Annotated in this window: 23 protein-coding genes, 1 other RNA gene and 1 riboswitch; of the genes, 15 read left to right on the plus strand and 9 right to left on the minus strand. The window is 63.7% G+C overall.

Going from position 1 to position 20672, the window contains the following annotated elements:
* Positions 1-85 precede the first annotated feature (85 nt).
* Positions 86-1492 carry a polysaccharide deacetylase family protein gene (locus tag AB4Y73_RS04800; RefSeq protein ID WP_441869227.1) on the minus strand — a complete coding sequence of 469 codons (1407 nt, stop codon included), beginning with the start codon at positions 1490-1492 and terminating at the stop codon, positions 86-88.
* Between the two features lie 341 nt (positions 1493-1833).
* Positions 1834-2716 (minus strand): IS5 family transposase gene (locus tag AB4Y73_RS04805; RefSeq protein ID WP_441869230.1). Its coding sequence is split into 2 segments (ribosomal slippage): positions 1834-2355 and positions 2357-2716, totalling 882 coding nucleotides; the frame shifts between segments, so codons are not numbered across the junction.
* A 217-nt stretch (positions 2717-2933) separates the two neighbouring features.
* Here AB4Y73_RS04805 and AB4Y73_RS04810 point away from each other — a divergent pair.
* The 14 genes from AB4Y73_RS04810 (at position 2934) to AB4Y73_RS04875 (ending at position 14469) form a co-directional block, all read left to right on the plus strand.
* A complete protein-coding gene (locus AB4Y73_RS04810) occupies positions 2934-4157 on the plus strand; it encodes a CpaF family protein (RefSeq protein ID WP_441869233.1) in 1224 nt (407 codons plus the stop codon).
* The gene (locus AB4Y73_RS04815; RefSeq protein ID WP_441869236.1) at positions 4157-5011 is read left to right on the plus strand and encodes a type II secretion system F family protein; all 855 of its coding nucleotides are present in this window, start codon (positions 4157-4159) and stop codon (positions 5009-5011) included. Before AB4Y73_RS04810 ends, AB4Y73_RS04815 begins: the two co-directional genes overlap by 1 nt.
* The gene (locus AB4Y73_RS04820; RefSeq protein WP_441869239.1) at positions 5008-5949 is read left to right on the plus strand and encodes a type II secretion system F family protein; all 942 of its coding nucleotides are present in this window, start codon (positions 5008-5010) and stop codon (positions 5947-5949) included. The genes AB4Y73_RS04815 and AB4Y73_RS04820 overlap by 4 nt, the downstream gene beginning before the upstream one ends.
* 76 nt (positions 5950-6025) lie before the next feature.
* Entirely contained in the window at positions 6026-6295 is a 270-nt protein-coding gene (locus AB4Y73_RS04825; RefSeq protein WP_441869242.1) for a hypothetical protein, read from the plus strand.
* A gap of 3 nt (positions 6296-6298) precedes the next feature.
* Positions 6299-6682: a TadE/TadG family type IV pilus assembly protein gene (locus tag AB4Y73_RS04830; RefSeq protein ID WP_441869244.1), complete on the plus strand. Its 384-nt coding sequence runs from the start codon at positions 6299-6301 to the stop codon at positions 6680-6682.
* Complete coding sequence (locus tag AB4Y73_RS04835) at positions 6663-7166, plus strand: hypothetical protein (RefSeq protein ID WP_441869247.1); 504 nt, start codon at positions 6663-6665, stop codon at positions 7164-7166. The genes AB4Y73_RS04830 and AB4Y73_RS04835 overlap by 20 nt, the downstream gene beginning before the upstream one ends.
* An 88-nt stretch (positions 7167-7254) precedes the next feature.
* Entirely contained in the window at positions 7255-7668 is a 414-nt protein-coding gene (locus AB4Y73_RS04840; RefSeq protein WP_441869790.1) for a pilus assembly protein TadG-related protein, read from the plus strand.
* A 65-nt stretch (positions 7669-7733) separates the two neighbouring features.
* A complete protein-coding gene (gene prfB, locus AB4Y73_RS04845) occupies positions 7734-8849 on the plus strand; it encodes a peptide chain release factor 2 (protein ID WP_441869250.1) in 1116 nt (371 codons plus the stop codon).
* A 192-nt stretch (positions 8850-9041) separates the two neighbouring features.
* A complete protein-coding gene (gene ftsE / locus AB4Y73_RS04850; RefSeq protein ID WP_441869253.1) occupies positions 9042-9833 on the plus strand; it encodes a cell division ATP-binding protein FtsE in 792 nt (263 codons plus the stop codon).
* Positions 9830-10744 (plus strand): permease-like cell division protein FtsX, encoded by a 915-nt coding sequence (ftsX, locus tag AB4Y73_RS04855; protein ID WP_441869256.1) that lies wholly within the window; start codon positions 9830-9832, stop codon positions 10742-10744. Before ftsE ends, ftsX begins: the two co-directional genes overlap by 4 nt.
* Before the next feature lie 27 nt (positions 10745-10771).
* Positions 10772-12199, plus strand: a complete 1428-nt coding sequence (locus AB4Y73_RS04860) for a peptidoglycan DD-metalloendopeptidase family protein (RefSeq protein ID WP_441869259.1) — start codon at positions 10772-10774, stop codon at positions 12197-12199.
* Positions 12200-12286: 87 nt separating this feature from the next.
* Complete coding sequence (gene smpB / locus AB4Y73_RS04865) at positions 12287-12757, plus strand: SsrA-binding protein SmpB (RefSeq protein ID WP_160672161.1); 471 nt, start codon at positions 12287-12289, stop codon at positions 12755-12757.
* A 102-nt stretch (positions 12758-12859) separates the two neighbouring features.
* Positions 12860-13228, plus strand: a transfer-messenger RNA (tmRNA) gene (gene ssrA / locus AB4Y73_RS04870).
* 260 nt (positions 13229-13488) lie between these two features.
* On the plus strand, positions 13489-14469 hold the full coding sequence (locus tag AB4Y73_RS04875; RefSeq protein ID WP_441869262.1) for a S1C family serine protease: 981 nt from the start codon (positions 13489-13491) through the stop codon (positions 14467-14469).
* Positions 14470-14472: 3 nt separating this feature from the next.
* Here the strand turns inward: AB4Y73_RS04875 and AB4Y73_RS04880 are convergent, their stop codons facing one another.
* From AB4Y73_RS04880 to AB4Y73_RS04905, 6 genes are all read right to left on the minus strand, one after another.
* On the minus strand, positions 14473-14610 hold the full coding sequence (locus AB4Y73_RS04880; RefSeq protein WP_441869265.1) for a hypothetical protein: 138 nt from the start codon (positions 14608-14610) through the stop codon (positions 14473-14475).
* 81 nt (positions 14611-14691) lie between these two features.
* Entirely contained in the window at positions 14692-15060 is a 369-nt protein-coding gene (locus AB4Y73_RS04885) for a hypothetical protein (RefSeq protein WP_441869268.1), read from the minus strand.
* Between the two features lie 58 nt (positions 15061-15118).
* On the minus strand, positions 15119-15514 hold the full coding sequence (locus tag AB4Y73_RS04890) for a fluoride efflux transporter FluC (RefSeq protein ID WP_441869271.1): 396 nt from the start codon (positions 15512-15514) through the stop codon (positions 15119-15121).
* Between the two features lie 13 nt (positions 15515-15527).
* Positions 15528-15926: a fluoride efflux transporter FluC gene (locus AB4Y73_RS04895; protein WP_441869274.1), complete on the minus strand. Its 399-nt coding sequence runs from the start codon at positions 15924-15926 to the stop codon at positions 15528-15530.
* A gap of 15 nt (positions 15927-15941) precedes the next feature.
* On the minus strand, positions 15942-16655 hold the full coding sequence (locus tag AB4Y73_RS04900; protein WP_441869277.1) for a metal-dependent transcriptional regulator: 714 nt from the start codon (positions 16653-16655) through the stop codon (positions 15942-15944).
* Between the two features lie 31 nt (positions 16656-16686).
* Positions 16687-17445: a class I SAM-dependent methyltransferase gene (locus AB4Y73_RS04905; protein WP_441869280.1), complete on the minus strand. Its 759-nt coding sequence runs from the start codon at positions 17443-17445 to the stop codon at positions 16687-16689.
* 96 nt (positions 17446-17541) lie between these two features.
* On the opposite strand from AB4Y73_RS04905, the gene AB4Y73_RS04910 reads away from it, so the two are divergent.
* Positions 17542-18939, plus strand: coding sequence for an MFS transporter (locus AB4Y73_RS04910; protein ID WP_441869283.1), 1398 nt, complete (start codon positions 17542-17544; stop codon positions 18937-18939).
* Between the two features lie 5 nt (positions 18940-18944).
* On the opposite strand, the gene AB4Y73_RS04915 is transcribed toward AB4Y73_RS04910, so the two are convergent.
* Positions 18945-20369 (minus strand): aminotransferase class V-fold PLP-dependent enzyme, encoded by a 1425-nt coding sequence (locus AB4Y73_RS04915; protein ID WP_441869286.1) that lies wholly within the window; start codon positions 20367-20369, stop codon positions 18945-18947.
* Between the two features lie 35 nt (positions 20370-20404).
* Positions 20405-20518: riboswitch (SAM riboswitch) on the minus strand.
* Between the last annotated feature and the right edge of the window lie 154 nt (positions 20519-20672).

Genomic DNA, 20672 nt, shown 5'->3' on the forward strand with positions numbered 1-20672 from the left:
TCCTGTCAGGGACGGAGCCTTCATCGATCTAGGTGGGTTTCAGAGTCATTCTCGGTGCAATTCGGGAGGGTTTTGGTGCTGCGGCCTACCTGTAGGAGACGACAGCGCCGCCGGTAGCGGCCCAGCTGATGCGGCCGCCTTGGTAATCCTGGGCTACACCGTTGCCTGAGGCGAATTCGTCGGTGACTGGATATCCAAGACGTCCCCTCTCGTAGCCGGTAGTGGCCCAAGCTTGGCGGATTGCACCGAGAGAGTAGTGTGCCCCGGAAGCCGGAGACCAGTTGATGGCGCCCCCCTGATACAGCTGGTAAACGCCGCCATTGATGAGGCCGCCAATTTCATCCGTCGTCGGATAGCCAAGGCGGCCCCGCTCGAAGTTTGTCGCGGCCCACGTCTGGCGTATTGCACCGAGGGAGTAGTGTGCCCCAGAAGCCGGAGACCAGTTGATGGCGCCTCCCTGATACAGCTGATAGACGCCGCCGTTGACGAGTCCTCCAACTTCATCCGTTGTGGGGTATCCTAGGCGGCCCCGCTCGTAGTTGGTGGCTGCCCACGTCTGGCGTATTGCACCGAGGGAGTAGTGTGCCCCGGTCGCCGGGGACCAGTTGATGGCGCCCCCTTGGTACAACCGGTAGCAGCCGCCGCTGACCAGCCCGCAAGTGATGTTTCCGGAGGGTGCTCCGAGCCGGGGAGTGGCTGCCGCCAGCGCGTTGATGGCGGAAGTGGCGGCAGCCGGGGGCCCTGTAGTCGTCGAGGTCATCGCTTCGACGCCCTGCCGGATTGTGACCATGGGCAGTCCGCTGTTCTTCACAGCCGCCATATGAGCGTCGAGCACGGCCGTATCCGTGTGATAAATATCTGCGCCGATGTTCGCTCCCACCTCGTGGTAGACCAGTACCAGCCAGGTACCGCTGGCCTTCGCCTCGGTTATCCAGCCCTGCACTATCGCGGGGGTCGTAGTGGAATCGACGTTCTGCACGAGGATGTTATAGGGATCGAAGCCGGCCGCGGCGTTATACCCACCGTCGGTATTGCGCTGGCTGGAGTATAAACTCTTCACCGCCGCCGTCGTCGTCGCGTTGTATGCCCCGTAGGGAGAGGCGAAATCCACGGCGGCTGAAGCACCAAACATCCCCTGCAGCGTTGCCTTGCTCTGCGATAGCTCGGTATTGACCTGAGCAGCGGTGAGTGTAGTCAGGTCCGCGTGCGTGACGGTGTGGGCTGCGATTTGATCGCCGCGGCTGGCGAATGCCTGGATCTGGGCTTGAGTCATGTAATCCGGAACGGCGTTGACTGATCCGGAGATGATGTACATCGTGGCCGGAACCCCGTACTTGTTCAGGATGGGCAGTGCGTTGTTGTACTGGCTGGTCCAACCATCGTCAAAGGTCACACTTATCATGCCACCGCCTGCGGCATTGGCGGCCGGGGCAGCCACCAAAGACGTTCCGCCGAGCGCCAGAACAAAGGCGAGCGGAATCGCAGACCACATCCCAGGTGGTCGTTTTCCGCCTCTTCTTGAATTTCTGGCCACCCCAGGAGGGCGCGAAGAACGCACACCGTCTGGCACATGCCGAACAGCGGAACCGAATACCCTGAATCGATTTATGATTTCCATGTCGCCCTCGCTTCTTGTGGAACCTGATGTTGCCGGACGGAACTAGCTGGCCCGATAGATACCCTCGCCTGAGGCGTTGACAGGCTCCGACGTCCGCGCTCGCGCAATGCCGTCACCGTAACCTTCCCCCGAACCGCCCGGCTAGAGTAACCGGTACCTGTCTTATCGCTGGTCGCTACCTGTGCGAACGGGAAAGGCACCTAGGGCGTGTCTCCTTATTGGCGTAGCCAGATGACGACGGCGTAGAGGACGACACCGGCTCGGTAGGTCAGTGCGAGTTTGTCGTAGCGGGTGGCGACGCCACGCCACTGTTTGAAAAGGCTGAAGGATCTCTCGACAGTGTTGCGGCCTTTGTAAGTCTCGGCGTCGAAGTTCACGGGGCGTCCGCCGCGTGAGCCACGGCGTTTGCGGTGTCCGATCTGGTCCGAGGGTTCGGGGATGACTGCTTTGATGCCCCGTCCGCGCAGCAATGACCGGTTCGCTTTGGACGAATAGGCCTTGTCGCCCATCACGGCATCCGGCCGGGTCCTGGCGCGGCCTCCGCTGAGTCGGGGAACCCGTACTGCGTCCATGACGACGGGGAACATGGGAGAGTCGCCGCCCTGTCCGGGGCCGAGAATCATTGCCAGTGGTCGGCCTTTACCGTCACAGGCATGGTGGATCTTGGTGCTCAGACCGCCCCTGGAGCGGCCGATGGCGTGGTCCGAAGGCTCAGCAAACAGTTTCTTGTAATTCGGGAGTTCCCCCTGTGGCGCGGGGAAGGTTCGTCCCGTGCTGGTGGGCTCGGTTGATGGTCGAGTCCACTGAAACTGTCCAGTCGATCTGACCTGCCGAGTTTGCTTCTGCCAGAAGCCGCGCGTGGATCCGGTCCCACGTCCCGTCGGACGCGAAACGGCGGTGCCGCTTCCAAACCGTCTGCCAGGGGCCGAACTCCGCGGGAAGGTCGCGCCAAGCGATGCCGCAGCGGTACCGGTAGATGATGCCTTCTACGACTTGGCGGTGGCCCCGGAACGGGCGTCCACGCCGCCCGTCAGAACTCGGCAGCAACGGCTCGACCCGGGACCACTGATCGTCACTCAAAACAGATGTTCTCGACACCGTTCAAGCATTCCAGCTGGGCCGCCCCCGATTTAGGAGACACGCCCTAGACGTGCAGAACACCAATCGGGCGCCGACACCTCAGCATTTCTCGGATGAACGATGCCCCACCGTTATCCACAAGCTCCGCTTTTGACTTGGCTGGATGCTGTACGCTCCTTAGGCTGTACCCAAGTGAACTGCCTCCACCGGGGGCGGCAGTTGTATTGGGGAACTTATGGATGCCGTGCGGATCGTGGAAGACGAAGTCCGCGAGCTGATCCGCCGTAGGGGTCTGGATCCGCTCCGTCAGGCCGGCGAGGTTCGCCGCCTCGTGGAGGCGGCCGTCAGCGATTATGACGAGCGTGCCCTCATGGGGCCCCTGCCCCCGATTGGTCCGCTCGAAACCGCACGCAGGATTGTTTTCGATGCCGTGGCCGGCTTTGGCGTCCTCCAGCCGCTGTTGGACGACCCCTCCATCGAGGAAGTCTGGATAAACGCGCCCAACGAAATTTATGTCGCGAGGAACGGCGAGTCGGAGCTGACATCCCTGAGTCTCACAGACCAGCAAGTGCGCGACCTCGTGGAGCGCATGTTGAAGAGTTCCGGCCGACGCCTGGACATGTCATCACCCTTCGTTGATGCTGCCCTGCCTGATGGCTCCAGGCTCCACGTCGTCATCCCGGACGTCACCCGCCACCACTGGGCAGTGAACATCCGCAAGTTTGTCGTGAAGGCCAGCAGGCTGGAACACCTGGTCGAGCTGGGCACTCTCACGCCGCAATCCGCCCGATTCCTCGGTGCGGCCGTCTCCAGCGGACTGAACATCCTGGTCTCCGGGGCCACCCAAGCGGGCAAGACCACCATGCTCAACTGCCTGGCCGCGAGCATTGGCAGCCGCGAACGGGTCATCACCGTTGAGGAAATTTTCGAACTCCAGTTTCCGCTCCGGGACGTCGTGGGACTGCAATGCCGGCAGCCCAACCTCGAGGGCGAGGGCGAAATTCCCCTGCGGAGGCTTGTTAAGGAGGCTCTCCGGATGCGCCCAGACCGATTGGTGGTTGGTGAAGTTCGGGAAGCCGAGAGCCTGGACATGCTGATTGCCCTAAATAGCGGCTTGCCCGGGATGTGTACCGTCCATGCGAATTCGGCACACGACGCCGTAACCAAGATCTGCACGCTGCCTTTGCTTGCCGGCGAAAACATCTCGTCTGCCTTCGTCGTGCCCACAGTGGCGTCCTGTATAGACCTGGTGGTCCACTGCAGCCGGCAGGCCAACGGTCGCCGTCAGGTTACCGAGATCCTCTCGCTCGGCCGACGCGTGGAGAACGGCATCATCGAATCCTCCATGGTCTTCGCGATGGCCGACGGCCAGCTGCAGCCGCGGGCCAACAGTATGCCGGCTGCCGAGAAGTTTGCCCGGGCAGGGTACGACGTCGCGGCGCTGCTGGAGCCGCGCTGATGGCGCCGCTGCTCGGGGTGCTCGCCGGAACCGGTTTCTTTCTCATCTGGTGGTCGTTCTGGGAAAAGCCGACGCCAGTGAACCGTCGCCGCAGGGTCAGCCGCATTCAGGACCTGCTGGCCACCGCCGGGATCGAGAAAGTCACGGCCGCCGGGCTTGTTGCGTCCTGCCTGGGGCTCGGCCTATTCGTGGTGCTCGTCTTCTTTGTCATCTTTGGTTCCTGGCCCATGTCCGTTTGCTTCGGGCTGTTCGGTGCTTGGCTTCCTGTCAGCATTGTGCGCTGGCGGGCCAACAGGAGGACGGCTGTGTTGCGACAGCTCTGGCCGGACGTAGTCGATCACCTTCGGTCGGCTATTCGCGCCGGCCTTTCCCTGCCGGAGGCTCTGATCCAGTTGGGGGAGAAAGGGCCGGACGAACTCCGACACGTGTTCCGGGACTTCGGTGCCGATTACCGCGCGGGTGGCCAATTCGATGCCTCCCTAAACAAACTCAAGGACCGGCTGGCCGACCCCGTCGCGGACCGGATCATCGAGGCTCTCCGGCTGACCCGTGAAGTGGGCGGCTCGGACCTGGGGAAGCTCTTGGGAACGCTGGCCGAATTCCTCCGCGAGAACGCCCGCACGCGCAGCGAACTGGAAGCCCGGCAGTCCTGGACGGTTAATGCCGCCCGGCTGGCAGTTGCCGCGCCCTGGATTGTGATGCTCCTCCTGGCCACCCGTCCCGAGGCCGTGAACGCTTACAACACTCCCATGGGTGCCGGCGTTCTGCTGGGAGGTCTGGTGGTCTCACTTATCTGCTATTCGATCATGCTGCGCCTCGGCGCTCTTCCCCAGGACGAAAGGGTGCTCAGATGAGTGGCATCTCAGCGGCCGCCCTTGTCTGCGGCATCATCCTCGGCGTGGGCCTGTGGCTGTTGTTCGTCAGGATGCCCTTCATGCGCCCACTCACTTTTGTCGAACGCATTGAGCCGCAGCTGAAGTCGCAGAACCTGGAATCCCGGTTGCTGCGAGCCAGCGGAGAGAACGCCACGCCCTTCGGGCCCTTGGAACGGATTGTGCGTCCACTCCTTCACGACGGCCTCACCGCCCTCGGCAGGCTCAACCTTAGCTCGAAGGCACTGACCCGCCGGCTGGCGCAGGCCGGCATCAACAAATCAGCCATGGATTTCCGCGCTGAGCAGCTGCTCTGGGCTGTCGCCGGATTTGTTACTTCGCTGGCCCTGGTGGTGTTGAGTGCAGTGGCCGGCCGCTTCACTCCGTTCTTGGCAGTGGTGGCGGTTCTGGGTAGCGCACTGGGCGGATTCCTCTTCCGAGACTTCTGGCTGGGCGTCCAGATCAGTAAGCGTGAGACCCGGATGATGGCCGAGTTTCCGAGCCTCGCAGAACTGATGGCACTGGCTGTTGGCGCGGGCGAAAGCGCCACCGGGGCGCTGGACAGGGTATGCCGCAGCGCCAACGGCGAACTCGCCAAGGAATTTTCCAAGATCCTTGCTGAGACCAGGGCGGGGAAACCTTTGGTGGAAGCGCTGCAGGAGTTTTCGGCCCGGACAGACCTTGGCCCACTGGTCAGATTTGTGGACGGCATCATTGTCGCAGTGGAGCGCGGAACACCTCTGGCAGATGTTTTGAGGGCCCAAGCGCAGGATGTCCGGGACACGGCCAAACGGGACCTGATGGAATCGGCGGGCAAAAAGGAAATAGCCATGATGGTGCCGTTGGTTTTCGGGGTCCTGCCTTTAACTGTGGTGTTCGCGGTGTTCCCCGGCATCGCTGCCATAACCCTTGGACTGTAGCCACGGCCGCCACGCACTTGTCAGATCAACAACCACTAATTCTAAAGATCCGCATCTCTCACCGAATGGGACCGAAATGAAAAAACTGGGAATCTCGAGCATCGTCCGGCTGCTTACCTTGGTCGCGAGCTTGTGGGCATGGACGAACGCTTCGACGTCAAGCGGCAAGAGCCGGCAGCAAGCCGGGTCCCCGCACCAAGACCAAGACCACCCCGAACGCGGCGACGTGCCTGGCTGGGTCATGATCACTTTGATGTCTGCGGTCCTGGTGGCGGCACTGCTCGCCCTGGCAGGCCCCGCCCTAGAAACGATGTTCAACCAAGCTATGGACAAGGTCGGAAAATAGGGCATGCAGGACTGGCGCAGGGAGGAACGAGGGTCCGCGGTGGTGGACTTTGTCTTGGTGGGCGGGCTGCTCACCATGTTCTTCCTGGCCATCATCCAACTCGCATTGGTCCTCCACGTCCGCAATACCCTTATTGATGCGGCCGCCTCGGGTGCACGCTACGGAACCCTCGCGGACCGTAGCGCCGCGGATGCGCAGGAACGGGCTGCCAACCTGATCGGAATTGCGCTGAACGGCGAATTCGCTCAGGACATCAGCACCGCCGAAGTGACGTATCAGGGCATGCGGACGCTCGAAATCACCATCAAGGCGCCCATGCCCGTGATCGGGCTCATCGGGCCACGGGACGTTCTGGAGGTGAAGGGCCATGCTGCCATCCAGCCGTAACACTTCTCGTGCCCACCCCAAGATTTGGGCCCGACTCAACGGCAGGTTCCGGGAAGCCGTCTCCGCGGAACGCCAGGAAGAGGGGAGCGCCGTCGTTGAGTTCACGTTCCTGGCATTGCTCCTGATGGTCCCACTCGTGTATTTCATCATCACCGTGGGCCAGATCCAGGGCGGATCTTTTGCGGTGGTGGGAGCTGCAGACCAGGCCGCAAAGGTCTTTGTAGCCCAACCGGACGCCGAGTCCGCGCAGGCGGCCGCCGAACAGGCAGTTGTCATTGCCCTCGCGGACTTCGGCCATGACCCCGACGCCGCCCAAGTCTCCACACGCTGCGATCCCGCCGACTGCCAGGCCGCCGGAGCGGCCGTTACCGTCACAGTGAATCTCACCGTGCCGTTGCCTTTCGTCCCCTTCAATGATGACTTCAGGCTCCAGGCCAGCGAAGTTGAGGCATCATCCACTCAGCTGGTCGGCAGGTTCAGGTGAGTGCAGCTTGAGCCGGCATCCCGGTGCCGCAACGGCGCCCGTGAGTGTCCCCGTGACGAGCCCCGACCAGTCAGCAGAGGGCGGCCAGATGATTGTGATGATTGTCGGCTACGTCTTGCTCGCCCTGCTGGTGGTGACTGTGGTCATCGGCATCTCTAGCGTCTACCTCGAACACAAGAGGCTGCTGTCCTTGGCCGACGGCGCCTCCCTCGCTGCCGCTGACAGCTACACTCTGGGTGAAGTTGCGGGGGAGGGCGGAAGCCCTTCGGCCGTCCTCGGTTCCGAGCGCGTCCGCAATGTGGCCTCGGACTTCTTGGCCCGGAGCCCGGCGTCGGCCCGGTTCGACGGCCTGGCCGTGACGCAGGGGACCGGCAGCCCCGAAGGCTCCACCGCCGTCGTGGTGCTTAGCTCGGTGGTCCACCCGCCTGTGGTGAACTTCCTGGTGCCGGACGGGATCCGGATTGAGGCAGCATCCACGGCCCGTTCCCGGCTCACGCGCTGACCGGCGGACCTCCGCCTAGACCGGGAGCCCGGGCCCCCGGCCGCATAGCGTAGGCTTAAACGACCATGGCCAATATTGATTTTTCCGCAGAAATCCGCGCCCTTCGCGCCACGTACAACTCCATCGAGCGCGTCAGCGACGTCGAGGCTCTGAAGGAAGACATCGCCGAACTGAGCGAACGGGCAGGCGAACCAGACCTGTGGGATGACCCTGCTGCGGCCCAAAAAATTACCTCCCGGCTCTCGCACCGCCAGTCCGAGTTGGAGCGGCTGAACAAGCTGGTCTCGCGGATTGACGATCTGGAAGTCCTGGTTGAACTCGGCCAGGACGAGGACGACGCAGACTCCATGGGGGAGGCAGCCGCCGAACTGGAGTCGATCCGGAAGTCCCTTAAGGAACTGGAAGTGGTCACGCTGCTTTCCGGCGAATACGACGAACGTGAAGCCGTGGTGTCCATCCGGGCCGGAGCCGGCGGCGTAGATGCTGCAGACTTCGCCGAAATGCTGATGCGCATGTACCTCCGCTGGGCCGAACGCCACGGGTACCCCACTACGGTGATGGACACGTCATACGCCGAAGAGGCGGGCCTCAAGTCCGCCACCTTCGAAGTCAAGGCGCCGTATGCGTTCGGCACCCTCAGCGTTGAAGCCGGAACGCACCGGCTGGTGCGGATCAGCCCTTTCGACAACCAGGGCCGCCGCCAGACGTCCTTCGCCGCTGTCGAAGTCATCCCGCTCATCGAGTCCACGGACTCCATCGATATTCCGGACAACGAGATCCGCGTGGACGTGTTCCGGTCATCCGGCCCCGGCGGACAGTCCGTTAACACCACCGACTCTGCCGTGCGCCTCACGCACATCCCCACCGGCACAGTGGTGTCCATGCAGAACGAAAAGTCGCAGCTCCAGAACCGGGCCGCCGCCATGCGCGTGCTGCAGTCCCGCCTCCTTCTACTGAAGAAGGAGCAGGAGGACGCCGAGAAGAAGGCCTTCGCTGGCGACGTCAAGGCCTCCTGGGGCGACCAAATGCGGTCCTACGTCCTGAACCCCTACCAAATGGTCAAGGACCTCCGCACCGAACACGAGGTCGGCAACACTTCCGCAGTGTTCGACGGCGAGATTGACGACTTCATCGACGCCGGGATCCGCTGGCGGACCGACAACCGCAACGCAGAGAAGTAACACCGCCCGGCGGGCCACCGCCTGTAGGCCCTGGCCGGCCGGATCCCGCGACACACCCCTGAAACCCCCGAAATCCGGCAAAAAGACTGCGTATAGTCAAGGGGCCGGGGCCTCTAATTCCCCAAACGAATGCCCGCGCGCCGGCTGCAGATCTGGGCTGCATCAGCGGTGCCCTGCAGGGTAATTAGGGCCATGATCCGATTCGATAATGTCACCAAGGTGTACGACCAGACGGCCCGGCCTGCGCTGGACGATGTCAGCCTTGAGATAGACCGTGGTGAATTCGCCTTCCTCGTGGGCGCTTCCGGATCCGGAAAGTCCACGTTCCTCCGGCTGGTCCTCAAGGAAGACCGGGCCTCCTCGGGTGCCGTCTACGTGGCCGGCCAGAACGTCGCCAAGATCTCCAGTTGGCGCGTGCCCAGGCTGCGCCGCGGAATCGGGGTGGTCTTCCAGGACTTCCGTCTTCTGCCGCAGAAGAACGTGTTCGCCAACGTTGCCTTTGCCATGCAGGTCATCGGCAAGAGCCGCAGCGTCATTCGTGACACGGTGCCCGAAGTCCTGAAGACCGTTGGCCTCGAAGGCAAGGAAAACCGCCTTCCGCACGAACTTTCCGGCGGCGAACAGCAGCGTGTGGCCATCGCCCGCGCAGTAGTAAATCGTCCCGGCATCCTCCTCGCCGACGAACCTACCGGTAACCTCGATCCCACCACCTCGATGGGCATCATGGGCGTGCTGGACAAGATCAACCAGAACGGCACCACGGTGGTCATGGCCACCCACGACGACGACATCGTCAACGAGATGCGCAAGCGTGTGGTGGAGCTCAAGAACGGCGTCGTCATCCGTGACGAAGCCAAGGCGCTGTACACCTCCATGATTCCGGTCGTCGGCCAGTCCCGACGACTCAAGGACGCCAGCGGCCGGGACGAGGAACCGCCCGCACCGGGGGACCGCCAGCCCGGCGCACGGGAGGGACAGCGATGAGGCTCGCGTTCATCCTCGGTGAGATCGGCAGCGGCCTGCGCCGCAACGTTTCCATGGTGGTCTCAGTGATCCTGGTCACCTTTGTCTCCCTAACGTTCGTAGGTGCCGCCGGCATGCTGCAGCTTCAGATCAACCAGATGAAGGGCTACTGGTACGACAAAGTCCAGGTGGCCATCTTCCTCTGCAGTGACGGTTCGACGGCTGCCGGTTGCTCCACAGGGCCGGTCACCCCGGAACAGCAGGACAACCTGCAGACGCTGCTTAAATCACCCGCCGTGGCACAGTACGTCAACGACTTCCAGTTCGAGTCCAAAGAAGAGGCGTACAAGCACTTCAAGGACCAGTTCTCCAACTCTCCCATCGTCGATTCGGTGACGCCGGACCAGCTTCCCGCTTCCTTCCGGATCAACATGAAGGATCCGGAAAAGTACCAGATCATCAGTGAGACGTTCTCCTCGCAGCCGGGCGTCGAAACTGTCATTGACCAGCGCCAGCTGCTGGAGCGGCTGTTCTCGGCCATGAATGCCGCGTCGCTCGTGGCCGTCAGCATCGCCGGCGTCATGATCGTGTGCGCCATCCTCCTGATCGCCACCACCATCCGCCTCTCCGCCTTCAGTCGGCGCCGCGAAACCGGGATCATGCGCCTGGTGGGCGCATCCAAGATGGTCATCCAGCTGCCCTTCATCCTCGAGGGCGTGATTGCTGCCGTCATTGGCGCCGCGCTGGCCTCAGGAACACTGTGGGCCGTAGCGCACTTCTTCTTGGGCGAGTACCTGTCGAAGCAGTATCCGGACACGGCGTTCATCTCGCCCGGGCAGACCCTCATTCTTGCGCCAGCCTTGCTGATCCTTGGCGGATCTTTGGCAGGAATTTCGTCTCTCTTGACCTTGCGCAGATACTTGAAGGTTTAGGCTGTGCAAACCGACCAAGGAATCCTGATGAACGTATTGCACCGAACTGCGCCCCGCCACCGGGCGGAAAGCCTGGCACCGGCGCGTCGCCGCACAGGCCTGATCAGCGGCGTCATGGCACTGCTCCTCGCGGCAAGCCTGGGCGCGTCAGCACCCGTGGCACACGCCGACGAACTGGATGACAAGAAAGCAGCACTCGAGGCAGAGGCCTCAAGAGTCCAGCAGTCCTTGGAGTTCGTGGATTCCCGCATCGCAAAGGCAGCCGGAGACCTGGTGATCTATCAGGGACAGCTGCCCGGAGCCCAGCAGGCACTTCTTGAAGCCCAGGGACGCGTAGCCAGCGCCGTCAAAGAGGTCGAAGCCCTGACCGCACGGGTCGACCTTGCGCAGCAGAACAAGGCCAAGATCACCCAGCAGCTTGAGTCCGACAAACAAAAAATCGCGGACACCAAAAAGCTGATCGGCCAGATCGCCACCCAAGCCTACAAATCCGGCGGAGTGCCCTCGAACCTGACGCTGTTCTTCGGAGCAAACAATGGCGGCAGCCTGACCGACACGATGGACCTGGCAGACCAGGCCATGCGCAGCCAGAACGCTGCCATGGACAAGCTCTCCCAGCAGAGCGCCACCAACGTGAACTCCCAGGCGAGGCTCGAAGCCGTCGAATCGGAGATCAAGGACCTCAAAGCCAAGGCCGACGCCGCCTTGGAACGTGAGAAGGCGGCCCGTGACGAGGCCGCGGCCAAGAAGGCCCAGGTTGATCAGCTGATCGCCGATACCAGCCGCCTTGACGCCGAACTCCAGGCGGCAAGGCCTGCAATCAAAAACCAGATAGCGGCGGTCGAGGCGAGCCAGAACTCTGTGGCAAACGAAATTGCCGAACGTGACCGTCGGCTCCGTGAGGCTTGGGAAGCCGAACAGCGCCGCCAAGCAGAAGCCGCCGCAGCCGCAGCCGCCGCCCAGGCGGCGGCGAGGAACCAGGCCCCGCCGCCGCAGGTGCCCTACGTCCCGGTGACCGGATCGCCGTCGGCCTTTGGACTCCGGCACCCCTTCGCCGGTGATGTGCCCATCACTTCCGGCTTCGGTTGGCGGGCCACGCCGCCGGGCACTATCGACTTCTACGGCCAGGGCGGCTACATGCACACCGGCATCGACTTTGGCGCCGCCTGCGGCACCCCGGTCTACGCAGCGGCGGCTGGCGAGGTGTTCTCCTCAGGCTGGAACTCAGCCGACGGCGGCGGCTGGCGCGTGAAGCTCTCCCACGGCGTGGTGCAAGGGAACTCACTGACCACCATTTATTACCACAACAGCAGCATCGTGGTGTCCAATGGCCAGCAGGTATCCCAGGGGCAGTTGATCGCCTACTCGGGCAACACCGGCAACTCGACAGGCTGCCATGCGCACTTTGAAACCTGGCTCAACGGGGCGGCCGTGGACCCGATGCGCCTGCTGTAACGGCCGTCCGCGCCTGCCGTACACTGGTATGACTCCGCGCCGGAACGGTCGGAGCCAACCAGGATCCAAGAACTGAGGAGTTCCACCGTGCCGAAAGAAAGTGGCCGTAAAGTAGTGGCCACCAACCGCAAGGCCCGGCATGACTACCTCGTGCTCGACACGTACGAGGCCGGCATCGCCCTGATGGGGACCGAAGTAAAGTCCCTGCGCGAAGGCCATGCGTCCATGGTGGACGGGTTCTGCACCTTCTACAACGACGAGCTGTGGATGGAAGGCATCCACATCCCTGAGTACAACCAGGGCAGCTGGACCAACCACTCGGCACGCCGCCGTCGAAAGCTGTTGCTGCACCGAGAAGAGCTCAACAAGATTTCCGTGAAGATCCGAGAGTCCGGCTTCACCGTGGTTCCGCTGCAGCTGTACTTCCTGGACGGCCGGGCCAAGGTGGAAATCGCGATTGCCCGCGGTAAGCGTGAGTACGACAAACGCCAGACCCTCCGCGAGCAGCAGGACAACCGCGAGGCACTCCGCGAGGTCCGGGAACGCAACCGCCGGTAGGCTCCGCGGGGCTGGAATAATTTCCCCGCGAGCATGCGTTATGATTGGTAGTCCGGAAGGGATTTGTGCCAGCACAGCCCGGCCGGTTTGATAACAAAATACGGGGATGATCGGTTTCGACGATGTTAGTCGCGACAGGTGAAGCGGGCCGAGGATGCAGAATTATCTCGTAAACGCTGTCTGCAAAACAATAAGTGCCAAATCAAACCGCACTGACTTCGCTCTCGCTGCCTAAGCAGTAAGACAGTCCGTCAGCCCGAGGTTGCTATTGCCCCGGAATCTGGCGTCATTTAGATAGCCACTGCTGTTTGCCTCCGTCATCGGGGTAAACGGGACTCTTAGATGACTGGGCCCGGATCAGCCACCTGTTTGCAGGCGGGCTGGGGCCGAGAAAATCCGACGCAAACTGCGCCCGGAGAAGCCCTGACAACACGACATCGGACGGGGGTTCAATTCCCCCCATCTCCACATTTTGAAATGTCGCAAGGCATGCCAAAGACCCGGACCTTGCGTCCGGGTCTTTTGGCGTTAACGGCAGTTCGTGGCAGCCCTGCGCTGCGCGCCATCCGGCCCGCGCGCCATCCGACCGGCCCTCCGCGTCGTGCGTGCTGTTCACCGACGGCGTAGCCGCCGCGGGACTACGGAAACCCCAAGCGTGGTTGTCCCAAATAAGATCCGGCAGCACGAAAATCCCGCGGCCGGAATCGACATAGGCAGCCAGGAGGTGCGCCATGGAACCGGTCCGTGAACCCCGTGACGAAGAGTACGACGACGATGCGCTGGATGCATATTCGGCAACAGTGATGCGCGTGGCTGAGACAGTCACGCCGCACGTTGCGGCCATTGAGATGACCAGCAACCGGCGGAACGGCCGGTTCCGCGTGGGCGCAGGCTCGGCAGTGCTGTTCACTGAAGACGGCTACCTGCTGACGAATTCGCATGTGGTCGCAGGCACCCACCAGGGCCATGCCGCCTTTGCTGACGGCAGCCGGACCGACCTTGAACTGGTGGGCGCGGACCCGTTGTCCGATCTTGCGGTGGTCCGCGGACGGGCGCCGAAAGTAGCCCCGGCGCAGTTCGGCGATGCAGAGACCCTGCGGGTAGGCCAACTGGTCATCGCCGTCGGCAACCCCTTGGGACTCGCCGGTTCAGTGACCGCGGGCGTGGTCAGCGGCCTGGGACGGGCCATCCCTGTATGGCAGGGCAGCAACCGGCGGGTGATCGAGGACGTCATCCAGACAGACGCGGCCCTCAACTCCGGAAGCTCAGGCGGGGCCCTCGCCGATTCTCACGGAAGGATCGTGGGTATCAATACTGCAGTGGCCGGCGCCGGGCTGGGCCTGGCAGTACCCATCAACGCCACCACGCGGCGGATCATTTCGGCCCTGCTGAAGGACGGCCGCGTCAGGCGTGCCTACCTCGGCGTGGTCAGCACTCCCAGCAGGCTGAGCGCCAGCGCCGTGATCAGGACCGGACAGCGGGACGGACTCCGGGTAGTGGAGGTGCTGGCCGGATCGCCCGCAGACCGGGCCGGCCTGCAGGCGGGTGACTTCATCCTGACAGCCGGAAGCCGCCCCGTCAGCAACGCTGAAAGCCTGCAGAAGCTGCTGTTCGCCGATGCGATCGGCCAGCCGCTGCCCGTCAAGGTGCTGAGGGACGGCAAAGAACTGGATCTTGTGGCCGTGCCGGAAGAAATGGCAGCAAACGGATAACTGCTACCGGCGCTTCTTCAGGTGCGCCACCGGATCCTGTGCGCCTTCGACCGGGTTCTTCGCCTTTTTCTCGGCGCGTTTTTCCTTGATGGTCTTAACAGGCTTTTTGCTCAGCTGCTGGTGTGGTGTCTTGTCCGGCATGGCGTGCTCCTTACAACGCGGGACCGGGTCGGTCCCACTTCGTAAAATACGCCTGATTTGCTCCGAATGTAATGCCCCGAATCAGGCTGGCGCGGGGACGTCCGCAATGCCCACAAAGCGGGTCCCGACGCCGTCGAACTCGCTCCTGATGAAGCCCGTCTGGGGGCGTGGCACCTCAGCGGGGGAGTGGTGTTCGCACACCACGTACGTGAACTCCGGCCACCACTTTTTGGGCCGCGCCGCTTCCTCGTAACCGCAGACGGCGCATTCCAAATGGACCCACACCGGGCGCTTGCCGGTGCGGTTCGCCCGCGACTGGACCAGCCAGGCCGGCGGGTTATCCAGGATTTCGCCCAGTTCCGCCTCGGAGAGGCGTTTGGGAATGCCGTGGCGCTGGGCCATTTCCATCGGTACATCAAGGGCAATTGCCGCGTCGCGTCTGCTAATCATCAGAGTCAACGATACGGGACCGCACCAAAACCACCGCTGTGCCGGGGAGGGCGCCCGCCTACGACGCGAGGGCTACACCGATTGCGGCCGCGGCAAAGCCTGCGGCCAGGTTGGCGCCGACGTTGAGGGCTGCGGCGCCGAACCGCGATTCACTCAGGAGCCGGACGGTGGCTGTTGTCCAGGAACTGAACGTGGTCAGCCCGCCGGCAAAGCCCGTGGCGACGGCGGTCTGCCACTCGGGTGCCAGGCCGAGCCTTCCGGTGATGCCGATCGACAGCCCAATAATGAGGCACCCCGTGACGTTCACTACCAGCGTGGCCCAGGGCCAGTGCCGCGGCGTGCCGGTGTTGCCGATGGCGCGCACTCGGCTGTGGTGGGCGAACCAGCTGTCGACGGCGAACCGCAGCAGCGCGCCCGCCACACCAAATACCCCCACGAGTAGTGCCCCGGTCACCGGAGTGCCCCTGTCACGATGCCACCCGGTCAACCACGAGCCGCCCCGTCCGCCAGCCGGCGGCAGCAGCGCCCAAGCCGAGCACCAGCGACAGTCCCAGATAGACCAGCCACACCGGATGTTCCCCGGCCCGCACCAGCCGGTCAATCCCGAAGACCACTGCCGAGAAGGTGGTGAAGGATCCAAGGAGCCCCGGGCCCAGGGCCGCACGGAGCCAGAACGCGGTGTGCGGGCGCGCCATCCACACGGTGGTGAGGGCGGCCAGAACAAAGCTCCCGGCAACGTTAATACCCAGCGTGTTCCACGGCATGGCGCCGCCATGATCCGGAAAGGCGAGTCCCAGGCCGTAGCGAAGCTCCGTCCCGGCAAGCCCTCCAGCGGCCACGGCCAGCCAGGCCCGCCACTCAGGCATCCCGGCGTGCTTCACTCAGCTCTCACCCAAGGCGCAGCCGGCGTGCGGCCGGTCGGTGTGCACCCAGAGTGCGGCCGTGATTTCGTCCGCGAGATCGTAGTCCCGCGTCCTGCCGGCGTTACTGATCCGCACCACCAGCGCCCCGCCGAACGGCTTGCGGCCCATGACCTCCACATCGGCGTCGAGGTCGATATTTTCCGCCGCGAGATAGCGGAGCAGGTCCGGGTTCTCGTCGCTGATCCGAGTGATTCGGCCGATGTGACCCGGATCGAGTTCGCCGAGCAGGTGCGCCTCCGGCATCAGGACGGCACCGTCCGCCGTCGGAATCGGGTCGCCGTGCGGGTCGCGTTGAGGGTCGCCCAATTTCGCTGCCATCCGCTCAATGAAGGTGTCCGACACTGCGTGCTCGAGCAGTTCGGCTTCGTCGTGGACTTCGTCCCAGCTGTAGTCGAGCTCCTGTACAAGGTAGGTCTCAATGAGGCGGTGGCGCCGGACCATGGACAGCGCCAGCCGGATGCCCGCGGGAGTGAGGGTGATGGCGCTGTATGGTTTGTGGTCCACCAGGCCCTGGTCCTTGAGTTTGCGGACCATCTCAGAGACCGAGGAGTTGGCCACGCCGAGGCGCTGGGCCAGCTGCGAAGACGTGATGGGCTTGTCCTGCCACTCCGTGAAGCCGTAGATGACCTTGACGTAGTCCTCGATCGAGGAAGAGGGGGCGCTGGTCTTCACAACGTCAAGCCTACCCGGTGGTCCTTGGCACTTACGCCTTGAACGCCCGCCAGGTCAGGGTCAGATACGGCAACCTGATGTCCTCCCCGGTGCCGTGGCCAAGGTGCTCGTGGAGGTACCAGTCGAGGTTGGCCAGGACTTTGTTTCGGGTGGCCTCACCGGCACGCAGATAATAACTGCGCGACTTCGTCAGCTCCATGATGTCCGCGGTGCTGAGGCTGTCCTCCCAACGGGTCACATGGCTTTCGAGGCCCTCGAACTCGGGCCCCACAACCGGCCGGAAGCCGGGCATATAGACGTCCCCGGCGTGCATGATGCGCGACAACCTGTGCACCCACGGAACCGACGTGTCCAGCTGGTTCCAGATCAGCCCCAGCGTTCCGCCGGGCCGCAGGATCCGCGCGAGTTCGGTGCTGGCCGGCAGCGCATCGCACCAGTGCCATGCCTGGGCAACGCTTACGACGTCGAACGAGGAGTCCGCCAGGCCGGTCGCCTCGGCAGTCCCTTGGGTTGCCGTCACCTCCGGATAGTGCGCCCGGAGCTGTTCGAGCATGTCATCGGAGGGGTCAACAGCGGAGACGGCAAGGCCGCGCTCGAGCAGCAGCGCGGCGAATTTGCCTGTGCCGGCACCCACATCCACGGCATCACGGGCACCGGCCGGGACCAGCCAGTCCGCTGAGTCAGCGGGGTAGCCTGGGCGTACGCGTTGGTAGTGTTCGCCGCCGTCCTGGAAGCTCTGCCCGAGTTCCAGACGGCGTCCGTTGTCAAGCCTGGGGCCACCCCGTGCCACGTGTGGCCTCCTTCAATTGACTTCGGTGAGTATCCTTCGAATTTACCTGATGCCAGTGAACCGCTCGCAGTTGCGCGGGCGGTGTTTACTGGAGGAGTGGGCTTTCCTCCGACGACACGTGCTCAGAGACTCGTCCTGTGGATCTCGATTCTCGCCTCTTTGGTGTCCTTTTTGGACAGCAGCGTCATCAACGTGGCATTACCCGCCATTTCCCGTGATCTGGGCGGCGGCCTGACAACCCAGCAGTGGGTCGTGGACGCCTACCTGATCACGCTCGGGTCACTCATCCTGCTTGCCGGTTCTCTTTCTGACGTACTCGGACGGATCCTCATTCTCCGCGCCGGACTGCTCGGGTTTGGGGTGACGTCACTGATGTGCGCGTTCGCGCCCACAGCTGAAATTCTGATCATTTCCCGGGGCTTGCAAGGAATCGCCGGGGCTCTGCTCGTGCCCAGTTCGCTGGCGCTCATCACCTCGCACTTTGACGGGCCGGCCCGGGCCAAGGCCATTGGCCAGTGGACCGCAGGTACCACGGTGGCCTTCATCGCCGGACCGCTCGTGGGCGGCGTCTTGGTGGATTCCGTCGGGTGGAGGTGGGTGTTTGGCATCAATGTTGTGCCGATTGCGGTGACCTTGTATCTTCTGGCTGTGCTTCGTTCCTCCGACGTCCGCGAGGCAGGGGTGGGCATTGATTATCCCGGGGCCGTGCTGTGCGTGCTCGGGCTGGCCGGACCGGTCTATGCCCTGATCGAGCAGGCCACACAAGGGTGGGGAAGCCCGGGTATCCTGTTGCCTTTGATCCTGGGGGTCGTCTGCTTCGCGGCGTTCATCTGGCGGCAGGCAACGGCGAAACAGCCCCTCATGCCTCTAAGTCTCTTCGCCGTCAGGAACTTTGCGGCAGGCAACTTGGCCACAATGTTCATCTATGCCGCGCTGTCCATCGGCGGATTCATCATCGTGCTCTTCCTGCAGCAGGTGGCCGGATACTCGGCGACACTCGCCGCGCTCGCCCTGTTGCCGGTCAGCCTGCTGAGCATTTTCCTTTCCGCATGGTTCGGTTCACTCGCCGGCCGATACGGCCCGCGCTGGTTCATGGCTTTGGGCCCGGCCGGAGCCGGCCTGGGCTACTTCCTGATGGTGTCGTCACAGGTACCCGTCCATTACTGGAATCAACTGCTGCCGGGAATCGTCCTCTTTGGGGCGGGGCTCTCGGCAACAGTTGCACCGCTTACCGCGGCCATATTGGGCTCGATCTCTGAGCAGCAGTCCGGCATTGGCTCGGCAGTAAACAACGCGGTTGCCCGTGTATCGGGTCTGATTGGCATCGCTTTCGTCGGGCTCATCGCCGGGAACCAGCTTGACCTGGACGGATTCCATCGGGTGCTGATCGCCACCGGCATCCTCTTGGTTATCGGCGGCACGGTCTCGGCGTTGGGCATCAGGAACCCGGCGCGGATCGTGAAGCCCACAGATAGCGCCACCGCCCAGGCCTAGCCAGCTTAGTCGTCGAGGCAGGGAGCCGCGCCGGCAGTGCCGGGCGTGTTCGGTGCCCAGTGCGGGTAGGTGCGGGCGTCGTTGGCCGGAACCCAGCGGCCCGAATCCACCACGTAGTCCCAGCCCAGGCCCGTGCGGCGCAGCTGGTCGAGGCCGGCGAGCAGCCGTTCGGCGTCCTCCAGCCGGGAACCTACGCCGAAGCTGGCGCGCAGGGAACCGGAAGGAAGGCCGAGGCGTTTCAGCAGCGGGTGGGCGCAGAATCGGCCGTCCCGCAGTCCCACGCCATGTTCGGCCGACAGATAGGCGGCAACCAATCCGGCGTCGTAACCGGCCACCGAGAAGTTCACAACGCCGATGGTGCCGGTGCCCGGATCGGTGTCCGAGAAGATCTGGTGGACCGTGACGCCGTCGATCCTCTGCAGCCCGTCCACCAGATAGGACCTGATGGCAGCCTCATGGGCGTGCCAGCGGTCCTGGTCCAATGATGCGATGACTTGGGTGGCGCGGGCCAGCGTGGCTGCACCCAGGACATTGGGGGAGCCCCCCTCGTGGCGGGCCGGTCCGGTTGCCCAGGTGACGCCGTCGAGCTTTGCCTCCTTGACGGCGCCGCCGCCCGCCAAGTGCGGGGTGCCGGCGTCTAGCCAGTCCGTGCGGCCCACCAGGACGCCGGCGCCGAATGGTGCGTAGAGCTTGTGGCCGGAGAAGGCGAGGTAGTCGACGTCGTCGGCGGTGATGTTGATGCGCCGGTGCGGTGCGAGCTGCGCGGCGTCCACCACGATGCGGGCCCCGAACTCGTGGGCCAGCGCCGCGAGGGCGCGGATGGGGAGTATCTCACCGGTCACGTTGGAGGCGCCGGTGACGGCGAGCAGACTGACGTTGCCCTCCTGAAGTTCGGTGCGGAGGGCGTCAATGGTTCCTGCGATGGTGGGCGCGGCCACCACGCTGCGGTGCGGAACACCCTGCCACGGCAGCAGGTTGGCGTGGTGCTCGATGTCCAGGTACAGGACATCGCCAACGGGCCGGCTGTCCGACGTATGCGGCAGGCAACCAGCCAGCAGGTTCAGCGAGTCGGTGGTGTTGCGGGTGAAGATGACGGAGTCATCCGGCCGGCCGCCCACGAAGTCCCGCACGATGTTCCGGGCGTTTTCGTACACGGAGGTGCTGATCTGTGACGCGTAGCCGGCACCACGGTGAACGCTGGCATAGAACGGCAGGATTTCGTTCAGGTAGGCCGACACCACGGAGAGGGCCGGGGCTGAGGCGCCGTAGTCCAGGTTGGCGTAGCGGATGTGCCCGCCCTGGATCAGCGGGGCCTGGATTTCAGCGCCGGTGACGGCGGACAGGGGACGTCCGGCAATGGCGGCAAGTTCGCCGGTCAATGCTGCGGCGGCGATGTTCTGAACGGCGGGGGAGACGGTGGCAGTTGTCACGGAGACCTCACTTCAAAAGGACTCCCGGCACCGGGAATCCGCGCTTGCCGGGTCCATTGAGGGCCGGCCTGGTCGTCACCCGGGGCACCCCACCGCGAATGGAGGGTTGCCGGCCAGCAAACCGGGGTTTAGCGCTGGCACTCGTGACCTGTTAAAGAGCGTAGGACATCTCCGCGGCCGTGGAAAAGCCCGGCGGAATGTTAAGGCGTTTGTTACGGCTGTATGAGGAATGGGGGTTTCTCCGAAGAAACGACGGCGGGCACCCCTTTGAGGGGATGCCCGCAGTCGAATATTCGGCAGAGA

Origin of the sequence: Pseudarthrobacter sp. TAF60_1, assembly GCF_052113505.1 — a bacterium.
Lineage (GTDB): Bacteria > Actinomycetota > Actinomycetes > Actinomycetales > Micrococcaceae > Arthrobacter.

Coding starts and splice junctions, on each gene's coding strand:
- AB4Y73_RS04825 (WP_441869242.1), top strand. CDS start 6,026: ATGAAAAAACTGGGAATCTCGAGCATCGTCCGGCTGCTTACCTTGGTC.
- AB4Y73_RS04800 (WP_441869227.1), bottom strand. CDS start 1,492: ATGTGGTCTGCGATTCCGCTCGCCTTTGTTCTGGCGCTCGGCGGAACG.
- AB4Y73_RS04830 (WP_441869244.1), top strand. CDS start 6,299: ATGCAGGACTGGCGCAGGGAGGAACGAGGGTCCGCGGTGGTGGACTTT.
- AB4Y73_RS04815 (WP_441869236.1), top strand. CDS start 4,157: ATGGCGCCGCTGCTCGGGGTGCTCGCCGGAACCGGTTTCTTTCTCATC.
- prfB (WP_441869250.1), top strand. CDS start 7,734: ATGGCCAATATTGATTTTTCCGCAGAAATCCGCGCCCTTCGCGCCACG.
- ftsE (WP_441869253.1), top strand. CDS start 9,042: ATGATCCGATTCGATAATGTCACCAAGGTGTACGACCAGACGGCCCGG.
- AB4Y73_RS04840 (WP_441869790.1), top strand. CDS start 7,255: ATGATTGTGATGATTGTCGGCTACGTCTTGCTCGCCCTGCTGGTGGTG.
- AB4Y73_RS04820 (WP_441869239.1), top strand. CDS start 5,008: ATGAGTGGCATCTCAGCGGCCGCCCTTGTCTGCGGCATCATCCTCGGC.
- ftsX (WP_441869256.1), top strand. CDS start 9,830: ATGAGGCTCGCGTTCATCCTCGGTGAGATCGGCAGCGGCCTGCGCCGC.
- AB4Y73_RS04885 (WP_441869268.1), bottom strand. CDS start 15,060: ATGATTAGCAGACGCGACGCGGCAATTGCCCTTGATGTACCGATGGAA.
- AB4Y73_RS04875 (WP_441869262.1), top strand. CDS start 13,489: ATGGAACCGGTCCGTGAACCCCGTGACGAAGAGTACGACGACGATGCG.
- AB4Y73_RS04860 (WP_441869259.1), top strand. CDS start 10,772: ATGAACGTATTGCACCGAACTGCGCCCCGCCACCGGGCGGAAAGCCTG.
- AB4Y73_RS04835 (WP_441869247.1), top strand. CDS start 6,663: ATGCTGCCATCCAGCCGTAACACTTCTCGTGCCCACCCCAAGATTTGG.
- AB4Y73_RS04880 (WP_441869265.1), bottom strand. CDS start 14,610: ATGCCGGACAAGACACCACACCAGCAGCTGAGCAAAAAGCCTGTTAAG.
- AB4Y73_RS04810 (WP_441869233.1), top strand. CDS start 2,934: ATGGATGCCGTGCGGATCGTGGAAGACGAAGTCCGCGAGCTGATCCGC.
- AB4Y73_RS04895 (WP_441869274.1), bottom strand. CDS start 15,926: ATGCCTGAGTGGCGGGCCTGGCTGGCCGTGGCCGCTGGAGGGCTTGCC.